Source organism: Roseateles sp. (genome assembly GCF_036404855.1).
In the GTDB taxonomy this organism is placed as follows: domain Bacteria; phylum Pseudomonadota; class Gammaproteobacteria; order Burkholderiales; family Burkholderiaceae_C; genus Pelomonas.
Genome location: NZ_DASWYS010000287.1, coordinates 22,906 through 44,552, shown reverse-complemented (window position 1 = coordinate 44,552; position 21,647 = coordinate 22,906). Strand labels below are relative to the sequence as shown.

16 protein-coding genes are annotated in these 21,647 nt (G+C 70.5%); 12 read left to right on the top strand and 4 right to left on the bottom strand.

Features of this window, described 5'->3' with window-relative positions; all coding sequences use genetic code 11:
- Together VGF12_RS19095 and VGF12_RS19090 are read right to left on the bottom strand one after the other, a co-directional pair.
- Positions 1 to 202, bottom strand: a 202-nt coding sequence (locus VGF12_RS19095) for a hypothetical protein (protein ID WP_331177633.1), incomplete at its 3' end; no start/stop codon positions are given.
- Positions 192 to 1,508, bottom strand: coding sequence for a sigma-54 dependent transcriptional regulator (locus VGF12_RS19090; protein ID WP_331177632.1), 1,317 nt, complete (start codon positions 1,506 to 1,508; stop codon positions 192 to 194). The genes VGF12_RS19095 and VGF12_RS19090, both read right to left, overlap by 11 nt.
- A gap of 154 nt (positions 1,509 to 1,662) precedes the next feature.
- Here VGF12_RS19090 and VGF12_RS19085 point away from each other — a divergent pair, with 154 nt between their 5' ends.
- The 10 genes from VGF12_RS19085 to VGF12_RS19040 are packed head-to-tail and all read left to right on the top strand — an operon-like array spanning position 1,663 to position 17,063.
- Positions 1,663 to 4,137 carry an FtsX-like permease family protein gene (locus VGF12_RS19085; RefSeq protein ID WP_331177631.1) on the top strand — a complete coding sequence of 825 codons (2,475 nt, stop codon included), beginning with the start codon at positions 1,663 to 1,665 and terminating at the stop codon, positions 4,135 to 4,137.
- Positions 4,137 to 5,399, top strand: coding sequence for an efflux RND transporter periplasmic adaptor subunit (locus tag VGF12_RS19080; protein ID WP_331177630.1), 1,263 nt, complete (start codon positions 4,137 to 4,139; stop codon positions 5,397 to 5,399). Before VGF12_RS19085 ends, VGF12_RS19080 begins: the two co-directional genes overlap by 1 nt.
- A 3-nt stretch (positions 5,400 to 5,402) precedes the next feature.
- Entirely contained in the window at positions 5,403 to 6,086 is a 684-nt protein-coding gene (locus tag VGF12_RS19075; protein ID WP_331177629.1) for an ABC transporter ATP-binding protein, read from the top strand.
- 29 nt (positions 6,087 to 6,115) lie between these two features.
- On the top strand, positions 6,116 to 6,862 hold the full coding sequence (locus VGF12_RS19070; protein WP_331177628.1) for an AAA family ATPase: 747 nt from the start codon (positions 6,116 to 6,118) through the stop codon (positions 6,860 to 6,862).
- A 60-nt stretch (positions 6,863 to 6,922) separates the two neighbouring features.
- A complete protein-coding gene (locus VGF12_RS19065) occupies positions 6,923 to 10,006 on the top strand; it encodes a ligand-binding sensor domain-containing diguanylate cyclase (RefSeq protein WP_331177627.1) in 3,084 nt (1,027 codons plus the stop codon).
- Between the two features lie 34 nt (positions 10,007 to 10,040).
- Positions 10,041 to 12,047: a U32 family peptidase gene (locus VGF12_RS19060; protein ID WP_331177626.1), complete on the top strand. Its 2,007-nt coding sequence runs from the start codon at positions 10,041 to 10,043 to the stop codon at positions 12,045 to 12,047.
- A 51-nt stretch (positions 12,048 to 12,098) separates the two neighbouring features.
- Positions 12,099 to 14,918, top strand: a complete 2,820-nt coding sequence (locus VGF12_RS19055) for a xanthine dehydrogenase family protein molybdopterin-binding subunit (protein ID WP_331177625.1) — start codon at positions 12,099 to 12,101, stop codon at positions 14,916 to 14,918.
- A complete protein-coding gene (locus tag VGF12_RS19050; RefSeq protein WP_331177624.1) occupies positions 14,915 to 15,439 on the top strand; it encodes a (2Fe-2S)-binding protein in 525 nt (174 codons plus the stop codon). Before VGF12_RS19055 ends, VGF12_RS19050 begins: the two co-directional genes overlap by 4 nt.
- Complete coding sequence (locus VGF12_RS19045; RefSeq protein ID WP_331177623.1) at positions 15,436 to 16,440, top strand: hypothetical protein; 1,005 nt, start codon at positions 15,436 to 15,438, stop codon at positions 16,438 to 16,440. The genes VGF12_RS19050 and VGF12_RS19045 overlap by 4 nt, the downstream gene beginning before the upstream one ends.
- A 17-nt stretch (positions 16,441 to 16,457) precedes the next feature.
- Positions 16,458 to 17,063 (top strand): cold shock domain-containing protein, encoded by a 606-nt coding sequence (locus tag VGF12_RS19040; RefSeq protein ID WP_331177622.1) that lies wholly within the window; start codon positions 16,458 to 16,460, stop codon positions 17,061 to 17,063.
- Between the two features lie 92 nt (positions 17,064 to 17,155).
- On the opposite strand, the gene VGF12_RS19035 is transcribed toward VGF12_RS19040, so the two are convergent.
- Together VGF12_RS19035 and VGF12_RS19030 are read right to left on the bottom strand one after the other, a co-directional pair.
- Positions 17,156 to 17,824: a glutathione S-transferase gene (locus tag VGF12_RS19035; protein WP_331177621.1), complete on the bottom strand. Its 669-nt coding sequence runs from the start codon at positions 17,822 to 17,824 to the stop codon at positions 17,156 to 17,158.
- Complete coding sequence (locus VGF12_RS19030) at positions 17,821 to 19,239, bottom strand: peptide MFS transporter (RefSeq protein ID WP_331177620.1); 1,419 nt, start codon at positions 19,237 to 19,239, stop codon at positions 17,821 to 17,823. Before VGF12_RS19030 ends, VGF12_RS19035 begins: the two co-directional genes overlap by 4 nt.
- Before the next feature lie 142 nt (positions 19,240 to 19,381).
- Between VGF12_RS19030 and VGF12_RS19025 the strand changes: the two genes are divergently transcribed.
- Positions 19,382 to 20,482, top strand: coding sequence for a serine hydrolase domain-containing protein (locus tag VGF12_RS19025; RefSeq protein ID WP_331177619.1), 1,101 nt, complete (start codon positions 19,382 to 19,384; stop codon positions 20,480 to 20,482).
- A 117-nt stretch (positions 20,483 to 20,599) separates the two neighbouring features.
- Positions 20,600 to 21,634 (top strand): NAD-dependent epimerase/dehydratase family protein, encoded by a 1,035-nt coding sequence (locus VGF12_RS19020; RefSeq protein WP_331177618.1) that lies wholly within the window; start codon positions 20,600 to 20,602, stop codon positions 21,632 to 21,634.
- Positions 21,635 to 21,647 lie beyond the last annotated feature (13 nt).

The following is a 21,647-nucleotide window of genomic DNA, read 5'->3' as shown; positions in this document are numbered from 1 at the left end:
CCAGTGCGGCGGCGACCAGGCCCGCCAGCGCGCAGGCCACCGCCCAACGCGGCGAATCGAGGGTCGCGACGACGCCGGCCGAACTGGCCGCCAGCGCCAGGGCCGCGAAGGACGTGCGGGCCTGGTCATGTGGGGCGCCGGCACTTCGTCCGGTATCGGACACGCTGTCGGGGTGGGTCCCGGGGCCGGTCTCAGAGGCCATGCTTTTCCAGCCGCCGGTACAGCGCCGCGCGGCTGAGGCCCAGCAACTTGGCCGCATGGCTGATGTTGCCGTCTGCCTGCGTGAGCGCCGCCTGCACGGCCTCGCGTTCGCGCTGGGCCAGGTCCAGCCCCTGTTCGACAGCCGTGGGTACGGCGACGTCGGCCAGGCCGAAGTCCGCGAAGGTCAACACTGGCCCGCGAGCCAGCAGCGTCGCACGCTCGCAAGCCTGGCGCAGCTCGCGCACATTGCCTGGCCAGCGGTAGGCGCACAGTCTGGCGAGTGCGTCAGCGTGGATGTCGCGTGCCGGCCTGCCTTGCGCGAAGTGGGCGAGGTAGTGGCGAAGCAGCAGCGTCACATCGCCCGCGCCGCGTTCGCGCAGCGCAGGCACGCGCAGCACCACGGTGTTCAGGCGGTACAGCAGGTCGGGGCGGAAGCGCCGCGCGTCGAACAGCTCGGCCTCGGAGGCGTTGGTGGCGGCCAGCACGCGAACGTCCACCCCTACGGGCCTGTCGCTGCCCAGCGGCGTCACCTCGCGTCGCTCCAGCGCCGCCAGCAGCTTGGCCTGGCTGGCCAGCGGCAGGTTGGCGATCTCGTCGAGAAACAGCGTGCCGCCCGCCGCTGCGATGAATCGACCGGGTCGCGACTCTCGCGCATCCGTGAAACTGCCGCGCCGGTGGCCAAAAAGTTCACTCTCCACCAGTGCCTCGGGCAGCGCGCCCATGTCCACGGCGAGCAGCGGACCTTCGGCGCGCCGTGATGCGCGGTGAAGCGCGCGCGCCACCAGTTCCTTGCCGACGCCGTTCTCGCCGAGGATGAGCACGCTGGCCTCACTGCCCCCGACCTGGGCGATCTGCGCGCGCAGCGACCGCATCGCGGCCGATTCGCCCAGCAGTTCGCCGGCGGCCGTGGACGCCGGGCCGGGTGCGCGCCGTGCCAGCGCTGCCTGCACACAGGCCACCAGGCGTTCGTTGGTCCAGGGCTTGGTGATGAAGTCCACTGCCCCGGCCTTCAGCGCCTGCACGGCCAGTTCGACTTCCGCATAGGCCGTCATGACGATGACGGCCGGCGTGGGCAACCCGCCCTGGCGCGCGACGATCTCACGGAGCAGCGCCAGCCCCGCCGCACCGTCGCTGGCGCCCGGCGTGAAGTTCATGTCCAGCAGCAGCACGTCCGGCGCGATTTCGTCCAGCGCTGCCGCCAGTTCTGCTGGCGCATGCCGCACCGCCACCGGCGCCAGCTTGCGCAGCGCCAGGCGCGCGGCCAGGGCCACGTCGGGGTCGTCGTCGAGGATCAGCAGGCCGCTCATGGAAGGGCGGGACTCTAAGCGCCGGGTGTGCGCTCGGGCAAGACGGTGTCCGGAACCGGACAGTCAAGGTGTCCGCAAGCGGACGGTGCCGGGTTGGCGCCACGGGGCTCTCCCAGGGCGCGGGCACTGGCCCGGCTCTTGCAAAGGTCGACCCATGACCCAGCTCCCCACCTCCACCATCTGGCGCAGCGCCTGGCACCAGCTGCGCGCCGAACCCGGCCCCGCAGCGCTTGTCATTGCGGGGCTGGCCCTGGGCCTGGCGCTGGCGCTGCTGGCGGCCAGTTTTCTGCAGGACACCTTGTGGCCCGATGGCGAGCTGCCGCACGGCGACCGTCTGGTCACCTTCGAGTTTCGCGCTCGCGGGCCTGGCGGCATCACGACGGAGTGGTTCGATCGCGTGCCCACCGTGCCGCTGTATGCGGGCCTGCGCGACACCGGCGCGCCGGTGGCCGAGATGAGCCGGCTGCTGTTCACCCAGCTGCCGGCCCAGGCCGGCGATGCGACGGGCCAGCGGCGCAGCGCGCGTCTGTCCATCGCGCTGGCCGACGCCGACCTGCAGGCGTTGTTCGGCCTGCGGCCCCTGGCTGGCGACCTGACCGCGGCGCTGGCCACGCCGGAGGGCGTCGCACTGACGGCGCAGGCCGCCGAACAGCTTTTCGGTACGGCGCAGGCGCTGGGCCGCACGTTCGCCATCTCTCTGCCACCCCTTCCCGACGGCTCGCCGGGTGGCCAGTTCGCGTTGACGGTGAAGGCGGTGCTGCCGACACCCAATCCGAACGGGACGCTGGTCTTCGACGCGCTCGCCGGCTTCAACGCACCGGCCGCCAAGGCCTACCTGAAGCTGTCGGACAACTGGTACCAGACCACCGGCCGGCTGTTCGCCCGCCTGCAGCCCGGCGCTGCGCCGGCGCAGCTGACCGTGCTGGCGCAGCGCCTGGCCGACCAGCAGCCGCTGCCCCCGGGCTTTCCGATGGATTTCCTGAAGGGTGGTGGCCCCGCGGCCTACTTGCGGGCGCTGCCGGTGGCCGACGTCGGCCTGCACGGCGCGGGCAGTCCGCAGCGGCGACTGCAGCTGGGCGGCCTGGTGGCGGCTGCAACCGCCGTGCTGGCGCTGGCCGTCATCAACTTCATCAACCTGTGGAGTGTGCGCACGCTGCGCCGCCAGCGTGAAATCGGGCTGCGCAAGTCGCTGGGCGCGGGCGGGCGGCAACTGGCCGCGCAGTTCTTCGCCGAGGCCGGCGCCGTCGCGGGGCTGGCCGGCGCGTTCGGGCTGCTGCTGGCCTGGTGGGCCACGCCCCTGGCCCAGATGCTGCTCCAGCGCCCCTTCCATGCGCCGGTGCTTGGTGCCGGGATGGTGGCGATGACGGTCGCCTTGTGCGTGTCCATCGCCGCCGTCAGCGCGCTGCCGTTGACCGCCATCGCGCTGCGCGTGCGACCGGCCGAGTCGCTGGCCGGCCGCAGCCACAGCGAGGGCACGGCCAGTCGCTGGCTGCGCCGGCTGATGACGACGCTGCAGTTTGCGGCCGCGGCGCTGTTCGCCGCGCTGGCGCTGACGGTGCTGTGGCAGGCCCGGCACGCCGGCAGCATCCCGCGCGGCTTCGACATCGAGGACCGCGTGGCCGTGGACTTGCCGTGGTGGGCCCAGCCGGCGCAGACGGCCTCGATGATCGAGCAGGTGCGTCGGTGGCCGGAGGTCCTCGCCGCTGCTTCGGCGGACGACGTGCCGGGGCGCGACTTCTCCAGCTGGTACGGCGAGTTCCGTGGTCCGGATGGACGCTCGGTGAGCCTGCGCACCGGCGTGGACTTCACGCCCGGCTATCTGCAGGTGTACGGCATGCGCGTCATCGCCGGCCGGCTGTCGGCCGATCATGCGGCAGAAGCCGCGCAGCGCGGCATCGTGTTGGACCGCAGTGCCGCGCGCGCACTGGGCTTTGCCAGCCCGGAAGCGGCCGTGGGCCGCCAGCTGGGCACGCCGCCCAACATCGATGAGGGACACCCCGCCACCGTCGTTGCGGTCATCGACGACATCCGCCTTGAAGGCCTGCGCAGCCCGCCGCAGCCGCACGCCATCCGGCCGGTGGTGGAGCGCGGCGCGGGTGTCATCGCTGCGCACAGCCGCGACCCCCAGGCCACCCGCGCGAAGCTGGCGGCGCTGGTGCGCGAGCGGTTCCCCGACGTCCGGGCCGATGCGCTTCCCGTGCGTGACATGCTGCTGCAGAAGGTGGCCGACGACACGCGTCTGGGGCGGCTGATCGGGCTGGCCGGCCTGCTGGCATTGGCACTGGCGGCTGTGGGGATCTACGCGCTGGCGGCCTACACGCTGCGCCGGCGCGAGCGTGAGATCGTGCTGCGCAAGCTGCACGGTGCCGGTGCCGGTGCGGTGGCGGGCCTGCTGGTGCGCGAGTTCGCCGGCGTGCTGGTGGTGGCCTGCGCGCTGGCGCTGCCGCTGGCAGCCTGGCTGAGCCAGCGGTATCTGGCGGACTTCGTCGAGCGCGCGCCGGTGGGGCCGGCCTCGCTGTGGGTGCTGCTGGCCGCCGTGGCGCTGCTGGCGGCGGTGACGGCGCTGGCCGTGGCCAGGCACCTGCGTGCCGCGCTGGCGTTGCGGCCGCTGCAGGTCCTGCGCGGCTGATGAGTGCCGTGCTGACCTCCGGCGCCGCGATGGACCGCCGCGTCGCGGTGCCGCGTCGCCATGCCTGGGTCGCGCTGGGTGCCGTCGCCGTGGTGGCGGCGGTCGCGCTACTGGCACACCACTGGCCGCGCGGCACCGTCGTCGCGCGGACCAGCCTGGAGATCGCCGAAGTGAGGACCGGGGCCTTCCGCGATGTCGTGGCCGGCCGCGCAACCGCGCAGCCGCTCCAGTCCGTGCTGCTCGACGCAACCGAAGACGGCCGCGTCGAGCAGGTGCTGGTGACGGATGGGGCGCGCGTCGAGGCGGGCCAATTGCTTGTGGTGTTGAGCAGCACGCAGCGTGCGCAGGAGTTGATGGCGCGGTCCAGCGAGGCGGCTCAGCAGCTCGCCAACTTCTCGACGCTGCGAGCCGCATGGATGCAGGCGCAGGCGGTGCAGCGTCGCACGCTGACGGAGGCGCAGTTCGAGCTGGAGCGTGTGCGCCGGCTGCACCAGCGCAACCTCGAGCTGGCGGCCACCGGGTTCTTGTCGCCGTCGGCGCTGGAAGACTCGGCCGACAGGCTTGCACTGGCCGAGCGCCTTGTCGCTCAGCAGCAGGCGGATGGCCGCGAGGAGCTGGCGGTCCGTGAGCAGTCCGTGCAGGCCATGCAGCGCGCCGTCGCCGACCTGAACCGCCGCCTGGACACGATGCGGGCCGCCAGCGAAGGCCTGGCCGTGCGTGCGCCGGTGTCCGGCCGGCTCACCGGCCTGGCGCTGCAGGTGGGCGAGAGCGTGCGCAGCGGTACGCGCATCGCGCGGCTGGACAGCCTGGGGCGCTTCAAGCTGGACCTGCGGCTGGACGAGTACCACCTGGGCCGCGTGCGCGAGGACCTGCCAGGCACGCTGGCCCACGGTGGCCGCGAGCACGCGCTGCACGTGGCCCGCATCGACCCGCAGGTCAAGGACGGCCGCTTCAGCGTCGAACTGGTGTTCGATGCCGAGCCTCCCGCACTGCAGGTGGGTCAGGGCCTGGATGTGCGGCTGACGCTGGGCCAGCCCACGACAGCCCTGCTCCTGCCCGACGGCGGCTTCTTTGCCGACACCGGTGGGGCCTGGGCCTTCGTGCTCGATGCCGACGGCCGGCACGCCCAGCGCCGCCCGCTGCAGCTCGGCCGCCGCGCCGACGGTGTCGTCGAAGTGCTGGGCGGCGTGCAGTCCGGCGAGCAGGTCGTCGTCTCTCCTTACCGCGCCTTCGTCGGCGCTTCCGTCCTCCAACTGGATTGAGCCATGTTCAAGCTCCGCCACCTCACCAAGACCTTCCGCACGACCGATGTCGAGACCACCGCGCTGGATCGCATTGACCTCAATATCGAGGCCGGCGAGTACCTCGCCATCACCGGGCCCTCGGGCTGTGGCAAGTCGACCTTGCTGGGCATCCTGGGCCTGCTGGACGCGCCTTCGGGCGGCGAGTACTGGTTCGACGGCCAGAACGTCGCGGGCTGGAACGAGCGCCGGCTCAACACGCTGCGCCGAGGCCGCATAGGCTTCGTGTTCCAGAGCTTCAACCTCATCGATGACCTGACGGTGGCTGACAACATCGCGCTGGCGCTGGAGTACGGCGAGCTGCCGGCCCGCGCGCGCCGCGAACGTGTCACCGAGGTCATGGAGCGTCTGGGCATCGCCCACCGCGCCGGCCACCGGCCCAGCCAGCTCAGTGGCGGCCAGCAGCAACGCGTTGCCATCGCCCGCGCCATCGCCGCGCGGCCGGCCCTGCTGCTGGCGGACGAGCCCACCGGCAATCTCGACAGCGCGCATGGCGCGGAGGTCATGCGCATCTTGCGCGAGCTCAACGCCGAGGGCACGACGCTGGTCATGGTGACGCACTCGCTGGAACATGCGGCCCAGGCCTCGCGCACGCTGCGGCTGCTGGACGGTCGGGTGGTGGTGGACGCGATGAGTGCGATGGCCTGAGGTCTGCGGGCCTTGGCATAGTCGGGCGCATGCTCGCTTCCCAATTCGTCTTCCACCTCGAACTGCAGCGCGACAAGGTCGAGTCCTTCGACCGCTACCCCTTCAACCTGGCCGCGGTGCAGACGCTGGACCGGTTGGTGCTGCACCCCAAGGTGACCTTTTTGGTCGGCGAGAACGGTTCGGGCAAGTCCACGCTGCTGGAGGCGCTCGCCGTGTCCATGGGCTTCAATGCCGAGGGCGGCAGCAAGAACTTCAACTTCGGCACGCGGGTCTCGCATTCGGTGCTCCATGAGTACCTGCGCGTGGCCAAGGGCGTGAAACGGCCCCGGGACGGCTGGTTCCTGCGCGCCGAGAGCTTCTTCAACGTCGCCACCGAGATCGAGCGGCTGGACGAGGGGCCGGGTGGCCCGCCTGTCATCGACGCCTACGGCGGCCGCTCCTTGCATGAGCAGTCGCACGGCGAGTCCTTCCTCAAGCTGCTCAACGAGCGCTTCGGCGGCCGCAGCCTCTTCCTCCTCGACGAGCCGGAGGCGGCGCTGTCGCCGCAGCGCCAGCTCGATGCGCTGGAGCGACTGCACGCCCTGGTGCGCCAGGATTCGCAGTTCGTCATCGCGACGCATTCACCCATCCTGATGGCCTACCCGGACGCCTGGGTCTATCTTTTCGATGCCGACGGCATCCACCGCGTGGGCTGCGCGGACACCGCCCACTTCCAGGTCATGCGCGACTTCATGGCGGATCCGCAACGCCGGCTGCGTGACTTGTTGATCGACTGAGGCCGCCGTTACACCCGTCGCGACCGCGCCGGCAACCCGCGCCTTTAGGATGCCGTGCCTATGCAACTCCTGGTTCGTGGCCTGGCCGGCCTGCTGATCTGCTGCGGGCTGGGCCTGGCCCGCGCCGATGCCGGCGTGGGGGCGCTGGAGGTGCAGTTCCGCAGCGTGCCGGTGCCGCAGAACACGGTGCCGGCGATTTCCCAGGACCGCACCGGCTTCGTCTGGATCGCCACGAGCAAGGGCCTGACGCGCTACGACGGCTACCGGCTGCGACCCATCGAGCTGGTCGGCGACACGACGGCCAAGCGCAGCCTGGGCTGGGTACGCGCGATGGCGCCTGCGGCCGATGGCCGCATGTGGATAGGCACCGAATTTCAGGGCCTGATGGCCTACGACCCTGAGCAGGACCGGGTCGAGCGCCATGGCGGCGCCCAGGGCGGCGACGGGCCGCAGGCACCCATCCGTGCGCTGGCGACTGCGCCGGACGGCGCCGTCTGGGTCGGCACGCTGGGACGCGGTCTCTACCGCTACGACCCGGCGACGCGCCGCTACGCGACGCATGAACTGCAGTGGCGCGGCGCGGCGGAGACGCGTGTGCTGGCGCTTCGCGTCGGTGGCGATGGTGCCGTCTGGGCCGGCCACTGGCGCGGCCTGGCCCGTTTTGCCAAGGGCGCCTGGGAGAACGTTGCCCTGCCCGGCCTGCCCGACGGCGTGCCCGTGCAGGCCCTCGCGGAGGACCGCGCCGGCCGGGTCTGGCTGGGCACGCAGGACGGGCATCTGGGCGTCATCGAACAGGGCCAGGTGCGCTGGGTTCAGTCACTGGGCATGCCCATCAACGCGCTGGCCGAAGCCGCCGACGGGCGACTGTGGGTGGGGGGCAAGGTGGGCCTGTTCTGGGTCAATCCGGCCAGCGGCGCCGTCGAGGTCCGGCTGCGCCAGGACCCGCGCCGGGTCATGGGCCTGGCCGGCAACGACGTCAGCGGCCTGCTGCGCGACCGCAGCGGCGCCATGTGGGTCAGCGGCTATGGCCTGGGCGTGCAGCGCCATCTGTTCCACCCGGCCCTGGCCGTGCGAGGCCCCGACACCGATCCCTCCGGCCTGCTGGCGGAGGCCGACGTGCGCGCCATGGTGGCGTTGAGGAACGGTCAGGTGCTGGCCTCCACGCAGAGCGGCCACGTGGTGCGCCTGGACGGCCGCCCGGGCCGCGAGCTGGCCACGCTGGGGCCCCTCCCGCGCGAGCGGCAGAGCGTCGTCGAGACCCTGGCGGAGGCTGCCGACGGCAGCCTGTGGATGGCGGCCGCGGGGCGGCTGGAGCACCGGGCCGCCGACGGTCACCTGCTGCGCGACTGGCCGCTGGACGGCGGCCGCGCCCAGCAGCTACTGCTGCGCCCGGACGGCAGCGTCTGGCTGGGCATGCAGGAAGGGCTCTACCGCCTTGCCAGCGGCATGACGGCGCCGGAACGCGTGCATCCACCGGCAGGTCCGCTGCTGCAGGGCGGCGTCTATGCATTGCGCGTGGCACCGGATGGCCGGCTCTGGGTTGGGGGGCAGCAGGGCCTGTTCCGCGAGAAGGCGGCCGGCGCGGGGGGACTGGAGCTGGTGCCCCAGTCACCGACCGAGGCGCTGGGCGCCCCCGTCGTCATGGGCCTGCTTTGGGGCCGCGACGGACGACTGTGGGTGGACACGGTCGTCAGCGGACTGCACCGCCTGAAGGGGTGGGACAGCGACGGCCGCGCCCGCTTCGAGCGCATCAGCGAGCGGCACGGCATGGACGGCGTGTTTGGCGGCAACCTGCACGAGGATGGCCAGGGCCGCATCTGGAGCCAGCTCTACGTCTACGAACCTGCGGCCGACCGGCTGGACAGCTTCGGCAGCGCAGAGGGTGCCAACTTTGGCAGCTTCTGGTTCTTCGCCAGCACCGAGCTGCCGGGCGGCGGCCTCCTGTTCGGCGGCAGCCGCGGCCTGCTGCGTGTACAGCCTGAAGCTTGGCGCGCCCTGCCGGCCAGCCCGCCGCTGGTCATCAGCGGCCTGCGCGTGAACGGCCAACCGCACGAGCAGCCGCACACGCTGCGCGAGGGCCTGCGGCTGCCGCCGGGCAAGCGCAGCCTCTCCATCGAATTCGCGGCGTTGGACTATGCCGACCCCATGCGGCTGCGCTACGAGTACCGCCTGGAAGGCCTGGACAGCGACTGGACGCGTGTCGACGCGGCGGGCCGGAATCCCAGCTTCGGGCCGCTCAAGCCCGGCCGGTACCTGCTGCAGGTGCGTGCCACCGCCCATCACAGCCTGTGGGGCAACGAACAGCTGCAGCTGCCCATCACGCTGGAGCCCGCCTGGTGGGAGACCACCACGGCGCGCGTGGTCGGTGTGCTGCTGACACTGGGGGCCCTGTGGGCCTGGATGCGTTGGCGCACGCGCTCGCTGCGCAGGCGCGAGGTCGAGCTCAAGGCCCTGGTGGACGAGCGCACGGCCGAGCTGCGCGAGCTCAGCCTGACGGACGCGCTGACCGGCCTGCGCAACCGCCGCTACTTGGAGCTGCGCCTGGACGACGACCTGCGCCTGTGCCTGCGCCGTTTCGAGGCGCCGGACCAGGACGTGGGCGAAAGCCCCGGACCGGACGACGACCTGCTGCTGATGTTGCTGGACCTGGACCTCTTCAAGCGCATCAACGACGTGCACGGCCACGCGGCCGGCGACGCGGTGCTGGTGCAGCTGGCCCAACGCCTGCGCCAGGTCTTCCGAGAGACCGATTCGCTGGTGCGCTGGGGCGGCGAGGAGGTGCTCGTCCTGGCCCGCGAAACCGACCGGCGCGATGCTGCCGAGCTGGCCGCGCGCGTCTGCGCCGCGGTGCGCGACCACCCCTTCGAGATCGCGCCTGGCGAAACCGTGCACGTGACCGTGTCCATCGGCTTCTGCGCTTTCCCTCTGGACCCGCGGCATCCGCGACTGTGGGACTGGCGGGCCTGCCTTGCGCTGGCCGATTCCGCGCTGTATGCGGCCAAGGCCCAGGGCCGCGACGGCTATGTGGGCGCCATCCGCGCCAACGGCCTGTCGCCGCGCGAGGCGCCCGACGGGCTGGCGGCCTGGCACGCCGAGAAGCGGCTGCAGTCGGTGAGCAGCGCCGCGTTGCTGGATCCGGCCTGACGCGCCGCCTCCCGGCTGCGGCGAAAATTCGGGCATGCCTGCCCGAATACCGCTCGAACTTCTCGCCCCTGCCCGCGACGCCGACATTGGCATCGAAGCCATCAACCATGGCGCCGATGCCGTCTACATCGGCGGACCCGGTTTCGGCGCGCGCGACAAGGCGCCCAACACCCTCGAAGACATCGCGCGGCTGGTCAAGCATGCCCACCGCTTCAATGCGCGCATCTTCGTCACGATGAACACCATCCTGCGCGACGACGAGCTGGAGGGGGCCCGCCGGCAGGCCTGGCAGCTTTACGACGCGGGCGTGGACGCGCTCATCGTGCAGGACATGGGCCTGCTGGAGCTGGACCTGCCGCCCCTTCAGCTGCACGCCAGCACGCAGACCGACATCCGCACGCCCGAGAAGGCGCGGTTCCTGCAGGACGTGGGCTTTTCACAGATGGTGCTGGCCCGCGAGCTGGACCTGACGCAGATCCTTGCCATCCGCCAGCAGGTGCAGGAGGCCACGCTGGAGTTCTTCGTGCACGGCGCGCTGTGCGTGGCCTACAGCGGCCAGTGCTTCATCAGCCATGCCCACACGGGCCGCAGCGCCAACCGCGGCAGCTGCAGCCAGGAATGCCGCCTGCCGTACACGGTGACCGACGCCCAGGGCCGCGTCGTCGCCCATGACAAGCATGTGCTGAGCCTGAAGGACAACGACCAGAGCGCCAATCTAGAAGCGCTCATCGACGCCGGTATCCGCAGCTTCAAGATCGAGGGACGCTACAAGGACATGGCCACCGTCAAGAACGTGACGGCCCACTACCGCACGCTGCTGGACGCGATCATGCAAGCGCGTCCCGAGCTGGCATCCACCAGCCATGGCCGCTGCACCTTCACGTTCACGCCCGAGCCCGAGCAGGCCTTCAACCGCGGCGGCACCGACTACTTCGTGAATGGTCGCAAGATCGACATCGGCGCTTTCGACACGCCCAAGCACGCCGGCCTGCCGCTGGGTGAGATCGTGCGCGTCGGTGGGGATGATTTCGATATCGACACGCGCGATGCGGTCAAGGTGGTCAACAACGGCGACGCGTTGACCTGGTGGGACCGCCAAGGCGAGCTGCAGGGCGTGCCGGTCAATGTCGCGACGCCGCTGGGAGGCACGCGCTGGAAGATCGAGCCCAACCTGTCCAAGGGCCAGGCCTTCGGCGACCTCAGGGACCTCTTCCCCGGCACCGCCGTCAGCCGCAACCGCGACATGGCCTGGGAGCGCATGCTCGCCAGGCCCAGCAGCGAACGTCGCATCGCCGTGGATGTGACATTGGCCCAGGTCCATGATGGCTTCGAGCTGAGCCTGAAGGACGAAACCGGCGCCAAGGCTTCGGTGCGTCTGCCGTACGTCCACGAGCCGGCCCGTGAGGCCAAGCAGGCCGAGGTGCAACTGAAGGAAGGCCTGACCAAGCTCGGTGACACCCTCTTCGAGGCGCGCCGCGTGCGCCTGGCGATGCGCGGCGAGACCCTCTTTCTGCCCGCCAGCAAGCTCAATGCGCTGCGCCGAGATGCCGTCGCAGCGCTGGAGGCGGCGCGCGACGCTGCCTTCCAGCGCCTGCCGCGCGCCCTGCCCGTGGAGCCCCCCGCGCCGTACCCCGAGGACACGCTGAGCTACCTCGCCAACGTCTACAACAGCCGCGCGGCCGAGTTCTACGCACGCCACGGCGTGAAGATCATCGGTGCCGCCTACGAGAGCCACGAGGAGCTGGGCGAGGTGCCGCTGATGATCACCAAGCACTGCGTGCGCTGGAGCCTGAGCCTGTGCCCCAAGCAGGCCAAGGGCGTGACCGGTGTACAGGGCACGGTGCGCGCCGAGCCGCTGACGCTGACCCATGGCGACGACACGCTGACGCTGCGCTTTGACTGCAAGCCTTGCGAGATGCACGTCGTCGGGGCGATGCGCAAGAACGTGCTCAAGGCATTGAAGGCGGAGCCCATGACCTTCTACCGCAGCCGGCCCGCCCCGTCACCCGGCAGATCTGCGGGGGCCGATACGACGCGCTGAGGCCTGCTTGCGGCGACACACTCTGCCCCATCGTGAAGATGGGAGGCAGGCGTGTCCGAAGCGACGACAAATCCGAATGCACTGTTCAGGCTGACCCGCCGTCGCGTCATCGGCGCGGGCGCCGGCGCGATGACGCTGTTGGTGCATGAACTGGCCCTGCCCAAGCCGGCAGCGCTGAAGAACCCCGCCGCCCGGCCGCAGCCCGACGGCACGCCGACCCAGATCCGCACGTCGCCCGGTGCACCCAGCTGGTCGGGCGGCCCCGGCAGGGCGCGATTTCGCATCGACGGGCTGGCCAAAGTGACGGGCCAGAAGATCTATGCCCGCGACTTCCGCGCCGTCGACATGCCTGGCTGGCCGCATTCCGAGCGCATGGCTCTGATCCTGCGTTCGACGCAGCCCGGCCTCGCCTTCGCGGGTCTGGACCTGTCGCGCCTGGACGCCGCTGCCAGGCCGCTGCTGACGATCACGCAACAGCCGCTGCCCGACTTCCCCTGGCCGCAGCGCGACCTCGCCGCGCTGAACCTGCAACTGCCCTTTTCCACGCAGGGCGCCGATGGTGTCTACCAGCTGCTGGTACCGGTCGGCACAGCGCCGCAGTTCTACGGCCAGCCGGTGGCCATCCTTGTTTTTGCCGACGCCAACACCTACCGCCGCGCCAAGCGTGCGCTGCAGTTCGAACCCGGCGTCGTGAAGACGGGATCCGCCCCACCCGCCCCTCCCCGTCTCACGGCGTACGGTCCGGTCAACTTTCTGACGCGTTATGAGGCCGGGGGCGTGCCGCCCTTCTCGCAGGTGCAGGTGGGCTATGCGTCCGACCCCTTCCAGCCCGACACCTCGACCGCACCCTACAACACGACGGCCAAGGCGCTGCGCCAGCGCATCGCTGCCACGCTGCAGACGGCCAGCCCCGGCGTGCTGCAACTGGGCGGCAGCTACCGCACTCAGGTGCTGGACCCGATGTTCATGGAACCCGAGGCCGGCCTCGCCTGGCTGGACCGAGCGGGCAGCGGCACGCTGAACCTCGTGCTGGGCACGCAGGCCACCAACGGCGACAGCGGCGACAGCCTGGCCCTGTTCGGCAAGGACTGCCCCGTCAAGGTCTCTACCGTGGTGCTGAACTCCTGTTATCCCGGGGGTGGCTTCGGTGGGCGCGATGTGTCTACCTTTCCGTCGCTCCTGGCGGTCACCGCCGCACTGGCCGACGGGCCGGTGCGCATCGCGCAGGACCGCTACGAGCAGTTCCAGGGTGGGCTCAAGCAGCTGGCCAGCAACATCAGCCAGCGCATCGCGGTCGATGCGAAGACCGGCAAGTTCCTCGCCTTCAGCAGCGAACAGGTGCTGCCCGCCGGCGGGCAGAACAACTACAGCCAATTCGTCGCCATGCTGGCCGCCTACTGCGGCCTCAGCGGCTACGACATCAGGCAGGCTTACGTGGACGCCATCGCCCAGCCCAGCGCGGGCGTCGTGGCCGGGTCCATGCGCGGCTTCGGCGGCCCGCAAGCCAGCTTCGCTGTGGAGACGCTGGTGGACGAGGTGGCCGTGGCGCTCGGGCGCGACCCCATCGAGCTGCGCGAGATCAACGCACTGCGCGAGGGTGATCGCACCATCACCGGTGCACCCCTCACGCAGGCGATGACGTTGCGCGAGATCTGCCGCCGCGCCCGCGAGCACCCGCTGTGGCGAGAGCGCGAAACCGTCAAGGCGCGCAAGGCCCGCGAGGGTGTCCGCTACGGTGTGGGCTTTGCGCTGGCCAACCAGGCGTACGGCACGGGCAAGGATGGCGTCATGGCAGAAGTGGCGATGGACGCCACCGGCCGCCTGACCGTGCGCACCAACTGCGTGGACATGGGCAATGGCTCGGCGACGACGCTGGCCCTCTCCACCGCCGGCTGGCTGGGCCACAACGCCCATGACGTCGTCATGGGGGACGTCGGCAGCTTCAACGCGCTGGACGTCAGCAATTACAAGGGCGGCGACTGGAGCCAACCCAACTGGACGGCGGGCTTTGCGATGTCCAGCAGCGCCTGCCTGACGGCCTTCCACCAGGTCCATGTCACCGAGCAGGCCAGCCGCGTGTTGTTCCAGGCCGGGCTGATGCCGGCGGCGGCTGCGATCTGGGGCGTGCCGCTGGCACAGTTGCAGAGCCAGGCCCGCTGGGACGCGGGCCGACTCACGGCGCCGGGCCTGGCGCCGCTGCCTATGGACGCGCTGGCCGCCCGGGTCCAGCAGCTCGGACTGACGTCGGCTGCCATGGTGCACGGCCTGTACGAAGGCGCCTGGGTCGCCGGCACTTACGCCGTGCCTGCCGGGCCGCCGCTGCAGCTGCCGATCGACGGGCTGTCGCTGCGCGCTGCCGGCCAGCCGACCTGGACGGCCGTGCTGCGCCAGAACGTCATCCCGCCCAACCCCGAGGCGGCCCTCTACGGTCGCAGCCTGTACGCGCCGTCGGGCGTACTGGTGGCCGTCGAGTTGGCGCCGAAGCGCTTCGAGCCGCGGGTCGTCGCCGTCGAGCTGCTGCTGGATGCGGGCAAGGTGCTGCAGCCGGACCTGCTGCTGGGCCAGGCCCAGGGCGGCGTGGCCATGGGCATTGGCTACGCGCTGCTGGAGAACCTGCCGCTGGAGGCTGGCGGCGCGGGCGACGGGCGCTGGAACCTGGACCGGTATCACGTGGCGCTGAGCGCCGACGTGCCGCTGGGTCGGCTCAACGTCACGACGCTGCCCGCCGACGGGCCCACGGCCAAGGGCATTGCCGAGGCCGTGCTCTGCCCCATCGCGCCGGCCATAGGCAACGCGGTCGCGCATGCCACTGGCAAGCGATTGCGCGCCCTGCCCATCACCGCCGCAGACATCGAGAAGGCCTTGTCATGAGCGATCTCGTCCCCGTCCAGTTCCACGTCAACGGGCGGCCTGTGCGCGCCGACGTACCCACCGATTTGCCCCTCGTCGACTTCTTGCGCGAGGAGCTTGGGCTGTCCGGCACGCGGCTGTGCTGCGGCATCGGCGTGTGCAAGGCCTGCACGGTGGCGGCGCGCCGCGCACCCACAAGCCAGGCCCAGCCCATGCTCGCGTGCTCTACCCCCGTCGCGCTGCTGCAGGGCCAGAGCATCACCACGGTTGAAGGCACGGGCAGCATCGACCATCCCAGCCGCGTGCAGCAGGCCTTTCTCGACCACTTCGCGTTCCAGTGCGGCTACTGCACGCCAGGCTTTGTCATGGCGACCGAGATGCTGCTCGGACGGCTGCGGGTCCAGCCTGTGCGACGCGAGCAGCTCGATGCGGCCATCGAGGATGCCGTGGGCCAGCACATCTGCCGCTGTACCGGCTACGCCCGCTACCACCAGGCCATCCGCACCGTCGTGCTGGCGGAGAAAGGGCTGGTGGTCGCATGAAGCCCGTGCTCCTGTTGCTGCTGCTGTCAGGCGCCGGCCAGGCCGAGACGCTGTTCGAGTACGGCCGCCAATGCGCCGAGCAGGTCGCCGAGATCCCGGCCTTCAGCTGCATGGCTGGCGAAGAGATCCCCATTACTGTTGACGGCCGGCCGGTGCCGGCCACCACCGCGCCCGCGCAGTGCGACCGCCCGTCCCTGCTGCCCCAGCGCGACGCCGGCAGCCAAGGCCAGTGCGTGCCCGGCAGCCGTGCGCTGGTGCTGCGCGACGACAAGGTGGCGCAGATCAGCGCCATCTGCCGAAAGCAGGTCGCGCGGCCCGCGAACAGCCCCCTCTTCGACGAGATCAACGTCATCTCCCACAGCCTGAAGAAAGGCAAGACCTGCTGGTTCACGGCCAAGGCCAAGGCGCCGCTGAGCGTCGGCGCGGGCATAGATGGCCGCTGGGTGCCGTCGCCCAGCACGCTCACCCATCGGGCCCAGGCCGCCAGCCCCGAAGGCGTCAGGGCGCTGCCGGCCGACAAGGTCTGGCAGACGCCCCGCCAGGTCGCCTGGAGCCAGCCCGCCTGCGTGAACTGCCACGACAGCGGCCCCTTCATGTACAGCCCCTACATCGCGCAGACCACCCAACTGCCCGGCGACCCCTTCGGCTTCTATGAGCCCAAGGCCATCGGTGCGGACTTCAAGAAAGCCTGGGCCCGGCTGAACGCCTTCGGCATCACGACGCGCGGCAACACCTGCACGGCCTGCCACCGCATGGGCAACATGAACTCCTGCCAGGTCGCCATGGACCAATCCACGGGCCGGGGACACCAGGAGGGCGGCGACGGGTGGTCGAAGAAGTTCCCGCAGTCGCACTGGATGAGCCCCGGCAACCTGCACAGCAAGGCGCAGTGGGACGAGCAGTTCAGCGAGAGCCTGAAGCAGTTGGCGGCGTGCTGTGAGAACCCCCAGGGGGCGGGGTGCACGCGCGTGGAGTACGGGGCCAAGGGCGCAACGCGCTGAAGCTGATGCGCAGGGGCGTGATCAGATCCACCGGCATCCTGCGCTCCTGGCATGACGAGCGAGGCTTCGGCTTCATTGCGCCGACACGGGGCGGCGCAGAACTGTTCGTGCATGTCAGCGCGCTGCCGCGCGATGGCTCCCGGCCCGTGGTCGGCGAAACCCTCAGTTTCGAGCTGGGCCGCGGCAAGGACGGCAGGCCACAGGCGGTCAATGTGATTCGCTCGGTGGTGGGTGCTGACGCCAGGCCTGCGCGTGGGCGACGTCGCCAGGGCGCAGGCGCGCCGCCATGGCTCTTGAGGGGCCTGCTGCTGGTCGTTGTTGTCGCGGCGGCCAGTTGGGGCTTCAGTGCCTATCGCGAGCGTGCCCAAGGGCGTCACGTGGACATACCGCCCGCAGAGACGCCGGTGCCGCAATCGTTGCAGACCGGGGCGCGCGAGGCGCGCGAGGCGCGGTTCGGCAGCTCACCCGTCTACCGATGCGATGGTCGGACGAAGTGCTCACAGATGACGTCCTGCGCCGAGGCGACCTGGTTCATCAAGCATTGCCCCGGCACGCAGATGGACGGCAACCACGACGGCGTGCCTTGCGAGCAGCAGTGGTGTACCGCCGCGGATGTCCGCTAGCGCCGCGCAGCAAGAACGCGATCTGCAGATCGTCCTCCAGGGGCTTCAACCACCGCCATGCCCCGCCATCGCGGCCCCAAGGCTGAAGGCGTTCAACTCATCAGGTCGTAGGGCCCACCTCGCTCGAGCGCCTTCTGGTACGCCGGGCGCGCGTGGATGCGGTCCAGGAACTGGCGCAGCTGGGGATGGCTGTCCATGGCCCCTCCGCGCGCTGCAGCGGCTTCGATCGGGAAGCTCATCTGCACATCCGCTGCCGAAAACTCCTCGCCGGCGAACCACGGCCGGCTGCTGAGCTCGTCCTCCAGGAACTTCAGCTGCGCGTCGATGTTGGGCTGCACGAAACCCTTCAGCACCTTGTCCGCGATGCCCTTGGCGATGGGCTTGACGAAGAAAGGCATGGGAGCGCGCTTGACCTTGTTGAACACCAGCTTCATCAGCAGCGGCGGCATCGCCGAGCCTTCGGCGAAGTGCATGAAGTAGCGGTAGTGCAGGAGGTCCTGTTCACCCGTGGGCTTGAGTCGTCCCTGCCCGTAGCGGTCCACCAGGTATTCAAGGATGGCGCCGCTCTCGGCGACCGTCAGGCCGCTGTCCGTGATGACCGGTGACTTGCCCAAAGGGTGCACCTTGCGCAGCTCCGCCGGCGCCAGCGAGGTCTTGGCGTCGCGCTGGTAGTGCTGGATCTCATAGGGCAGGCCCAGCTCTTCCAGCAGCCACAGGACGCGCTGCGAGCGAGAGTTGTTCAGATGGTGGACGGTGATCATGTGGCTGGCTCCTCGTCCGGTGCCAGCAGCCTGCCGAACACCAGCTTCACGATCAGCAGCCCCGCGCCCGCGCAGGCCACCAGCACCGCGTGCAGTGCCCAGAACTTGGAGCCCGGCATCACCTCCAGCAGGCCGGCCAGCCAGCCCACGAAGCTGTTGCCGAAGAACAGGTGCAGGTAATAGATGCCCAGCATCAGGCCCTGCAGGCCACGCGGGGCCGCACGCGAGTACAGCGCCAGGCCCACCGGCATGATGTTGGCGAAGCCAATGTTGTTGACCAGCGCATAGGCGAACGACCAGAGGATGCTGATGCGCGCGCCGCCGCCCTCGATGGCCAGGGCCGGAATCATCAATAGCGCCGGAGCGCCGGCCGCGATGAAGCAGCCCAAGGCCATCTTGGTGATCTCGTCCGGCTCGCGCTTGCGCGTGGCCCACCAGCGCCAGAAGGCCAGCGAGGCCAGCATGGTGGTGGTGCTCAGCAATGCGTCCACGGCCTGCAGCCACGTCACCGGCACGGTGAAGCCTGCGACGTGCATGTCCATGTGCTGCTGCGACCACAGCGGGAAGCCGTTGTTGTACTGCTGATTGCCGACGATGGACAGCATCAGGATGGGCAAGATCAGCACCAGCAGCGCCACGCGCATGGCGCCGCGCCGACCCAGTGGCGGCTTGGCCTCGGCGTCCGCCTTGGCGGTGCCCCGCTTGGGTTCCGGCGGCAGCCAGCGCCGGCCGGCCAGGTAGACGAACAGGCCGATCAGCATGCCCACCCCGGCCGAGCCGAAGCCCCAGTGCCAGCCTACTTTCTCGCCCAGCGTGCCGCAGACGATGGGCGCGGCGATGACGGCGATCTGCACCGCCAGCATGAAGATCTGGAAGGCGCTGGCGCGGCGCTTGTCGCCTGGCGCATAGAGGTCGCCCACCTGTGCGGCGATATTGCCCTTGAAGGCGCCCACGCCCAGCAGCAGGCAGGCCAGGGCCGGCAGCAGCGCCGCCTCGAAGGCCATCAGGAAATGTCCGGTCGCCATCAGCAGCGCGCCGATGACGACGGTCTTGGTGCGACCGAGCCAGCGGTCGGCGATCAACCCGCCGAAGATGGGCGTCAGGTAGACGAGGCCCACGTACAGGCCGAACACGGCCGATGCCAGCTGCTGCGTCGTGCGGGGTCCGGTCACGTTCTCTATGGCGTGGCGCAGTGCGTCCATGCCGGCCACCTGGCCGATGTTGTGCGGCAGGAAGAGGTAATTGCTCAGGTAGAGCACCAGCAGCGCCTGCATGCCGTAGTAGGAGAAGCGCTCCCACAGTTCGCAGAAGGACAGCCAGCCGAGGCCGGCTGGATGGCCCAGGAAGGCTCGGTCGTGGCGGGTGCGTGCGTCGCTCGCGCTATCGGCGCCCGCGGTCAGGGTGGCGGAGGTCAAGAGGGATCTCGGGGATGGGAAAGCCGCGACTGTCCTCGCACGGCCGGGCCCTGGCAATGGGCAGTGCCCCGGGCATGACGGACGGCATGTCACCCGCGCGTGGAATGATGGGGCCGCTGTGCCTGCAATTTAGGAGGATCGCGTGAAGAGATGGGCGAGACGGGTACTTGGGCGGTTCGCGCCGGTGGCGCTGTTCCTGGCGTTCGCGCCGCTGCCAGCGACGGCGGGCGAGCTGGCACCCCGGCCGCTGCCGACCCCACAGGCGCTCGAGGGCCAACTGGCGGCCTTCGACGTCCCGGGCATCGCGATCGCCACGTTGAAGCGCTGCGAGCCAGACGAGGCCACCGTGGCGGGCCGGGCGTCGCTGGGGCCGCCGCGCGCGGTCGCGTCGACCACGGTGTTCGAGGCGGCGTCGCTGTCCAAGCCCGTCTTTGCGTGGCTGGTCATGCAGCTTGTCGACGAGAAGCTCATCGACCTGGACCGGCCGATGGCCGAGACCTTCGACTACGCGCGCATCCCTGACAAGGCCGCCTACTCGCAGCTGACGCCGCGCATGGTGCTGATCCACCGTACCGGGCTGCCCAATTGGGTCGATGGCGACACCGATTTCCCCGAACGCGTCGCGCCCATCCCTTTCCATCACCCGCCGGGCACGGCCTACAGCTACTCCGGCGAAGCCTTCCAGCTGCTGCAGGCCTTCGTCGAGCGCAAGACCGGTCTCACGCTGCAGGCGTTGTTCCAGGCGCGGCTGGGGCGCTGGATGCCCCACTCAACCTTCACCCGCCCCCTGCCGCCGGGCACGACGGCATCGCGCGGTTACCGCAGCGCGAAGCAGGCCAGCGGCGGTCGCGACATGACCAACCTGACCGACTTCGCGATGTCTGCGGCCTCACTGGTGACGACGGCCCAGGACTATGCGCGCTTCCTGTCCCTGGTCTGCAAGCGCGAAGGCCTGTCTCGTGCGGCCTACGACGACATGCTGCGGCCTCAGGGGCCGATGCCGCAGGGGGATTCGCCCTACAGTGCGTCGCGCGGACTGGGCTGGGTCATCACCGACCGCGACGGCACGACCCGTGTCAGCCACAACGGCAGCAACGGCGAATACCGTGCATATGCTGGCTTCGACCCGGCCAGCGGCGAGGGTGTCGTCATGTTGACCAACGGCGTCCAGGGCCGGGCGCTGATCGAGTCGCTGCTGGCGGGGCAGACGTCGGGGCGGCGGGCCGGCGCCAGCGCGCCCTGAGTTCTGCTGCCATGTCTTGGGGGCCGCTCGACCAGGGGGTAAGACCATGAGCACGGACATCGCAAACACTTCGGGCCCGGGCCTGTTTCCATCCGGTCAGATCCATGGGGGGGCGGTTTGAGCGGCCCATCCCGCGTCCTTGTCACGGGCGGCACCGGCTTCATCGCGGGCGTGCTGATCCGCCAACTGCTGGCTGCCGGCTGTGAGGTTCACACGACATTGCGTGACCCGAGGCGGGAGCCGGCCCTGCGCCGGCTGCTCGGTGCGGATACAGGTGAGGCGCGAGAGCAGCTGCGCTGCTTTGCCACCGACTTGATGGCAGACGCCGGCTGGGCCGAGGCCGCGGCCGGCTGCACCCATCTGGCCCACCTCGCCTCGCCGCTGCCGGTGGGCGTGCCGCGCGATGCCAACGAACTGATCTCCCCGGCCCGCGAAGGTGCGCTGCGTGCGCTGCAAGCCGCGCGCGACGCCGGGGTGCGCCGGGTCGTCATGACGTCGTCTGTCGCCGCGATTTCGTACGGCCACGGTCCGGGCGAGCACCGTTTCACCGAGGACGACTGGACGCGGCTGGAGGCACCCGGCATCCCGCCCTACGTGCAGTCCAAGACCATCGCCGAGCGCGCGGCGCGCGACTGGGTGGCGCGTGAGGGCCGCGGGTTGGAGTTCTGCACAGTCAACCCTTCCGTCGTGTTGGGACCGGTGGCCAGCGCCGACTACTCGGCCAGCGTGGTCATCGTGCAAAGCCTGTTGCAGGGCCGCATCCCGGCCTTGCCGCGTATCGGCTTCGGCGTCGTCGACGTGCGCGACGTGGCCGAGCTGCACTGGCGCGCGCTGACCGCGCCCGGCATGGCCGATGAACGCTTCATCGCCTGCGGTGGCTTCCTGTGGCTGCGGGAGATCGCGGCTGTGCTGCGTGCCGAGCTGGGCGAACAGGCCCGGCGTGTGCCGATGCTGGACCTGCCCGACTGGGCGGTTCGGCTTCTGGCCAAGGCCAGCCCCACCGTGCGGGCGGCGGCCGGCGAACTGGGCACGGTGCGGCACCAGGATGCCAGTCATGCGCGGGAGGTCCTGGGCTGGGTGCCGAGGCCGCCGCGCGAGGCCATCGTGGCGACGGCACGGGATCTGGTGGGGCTGGGCCTGGTGCGACCCTGAGCGCCCGAGTGGC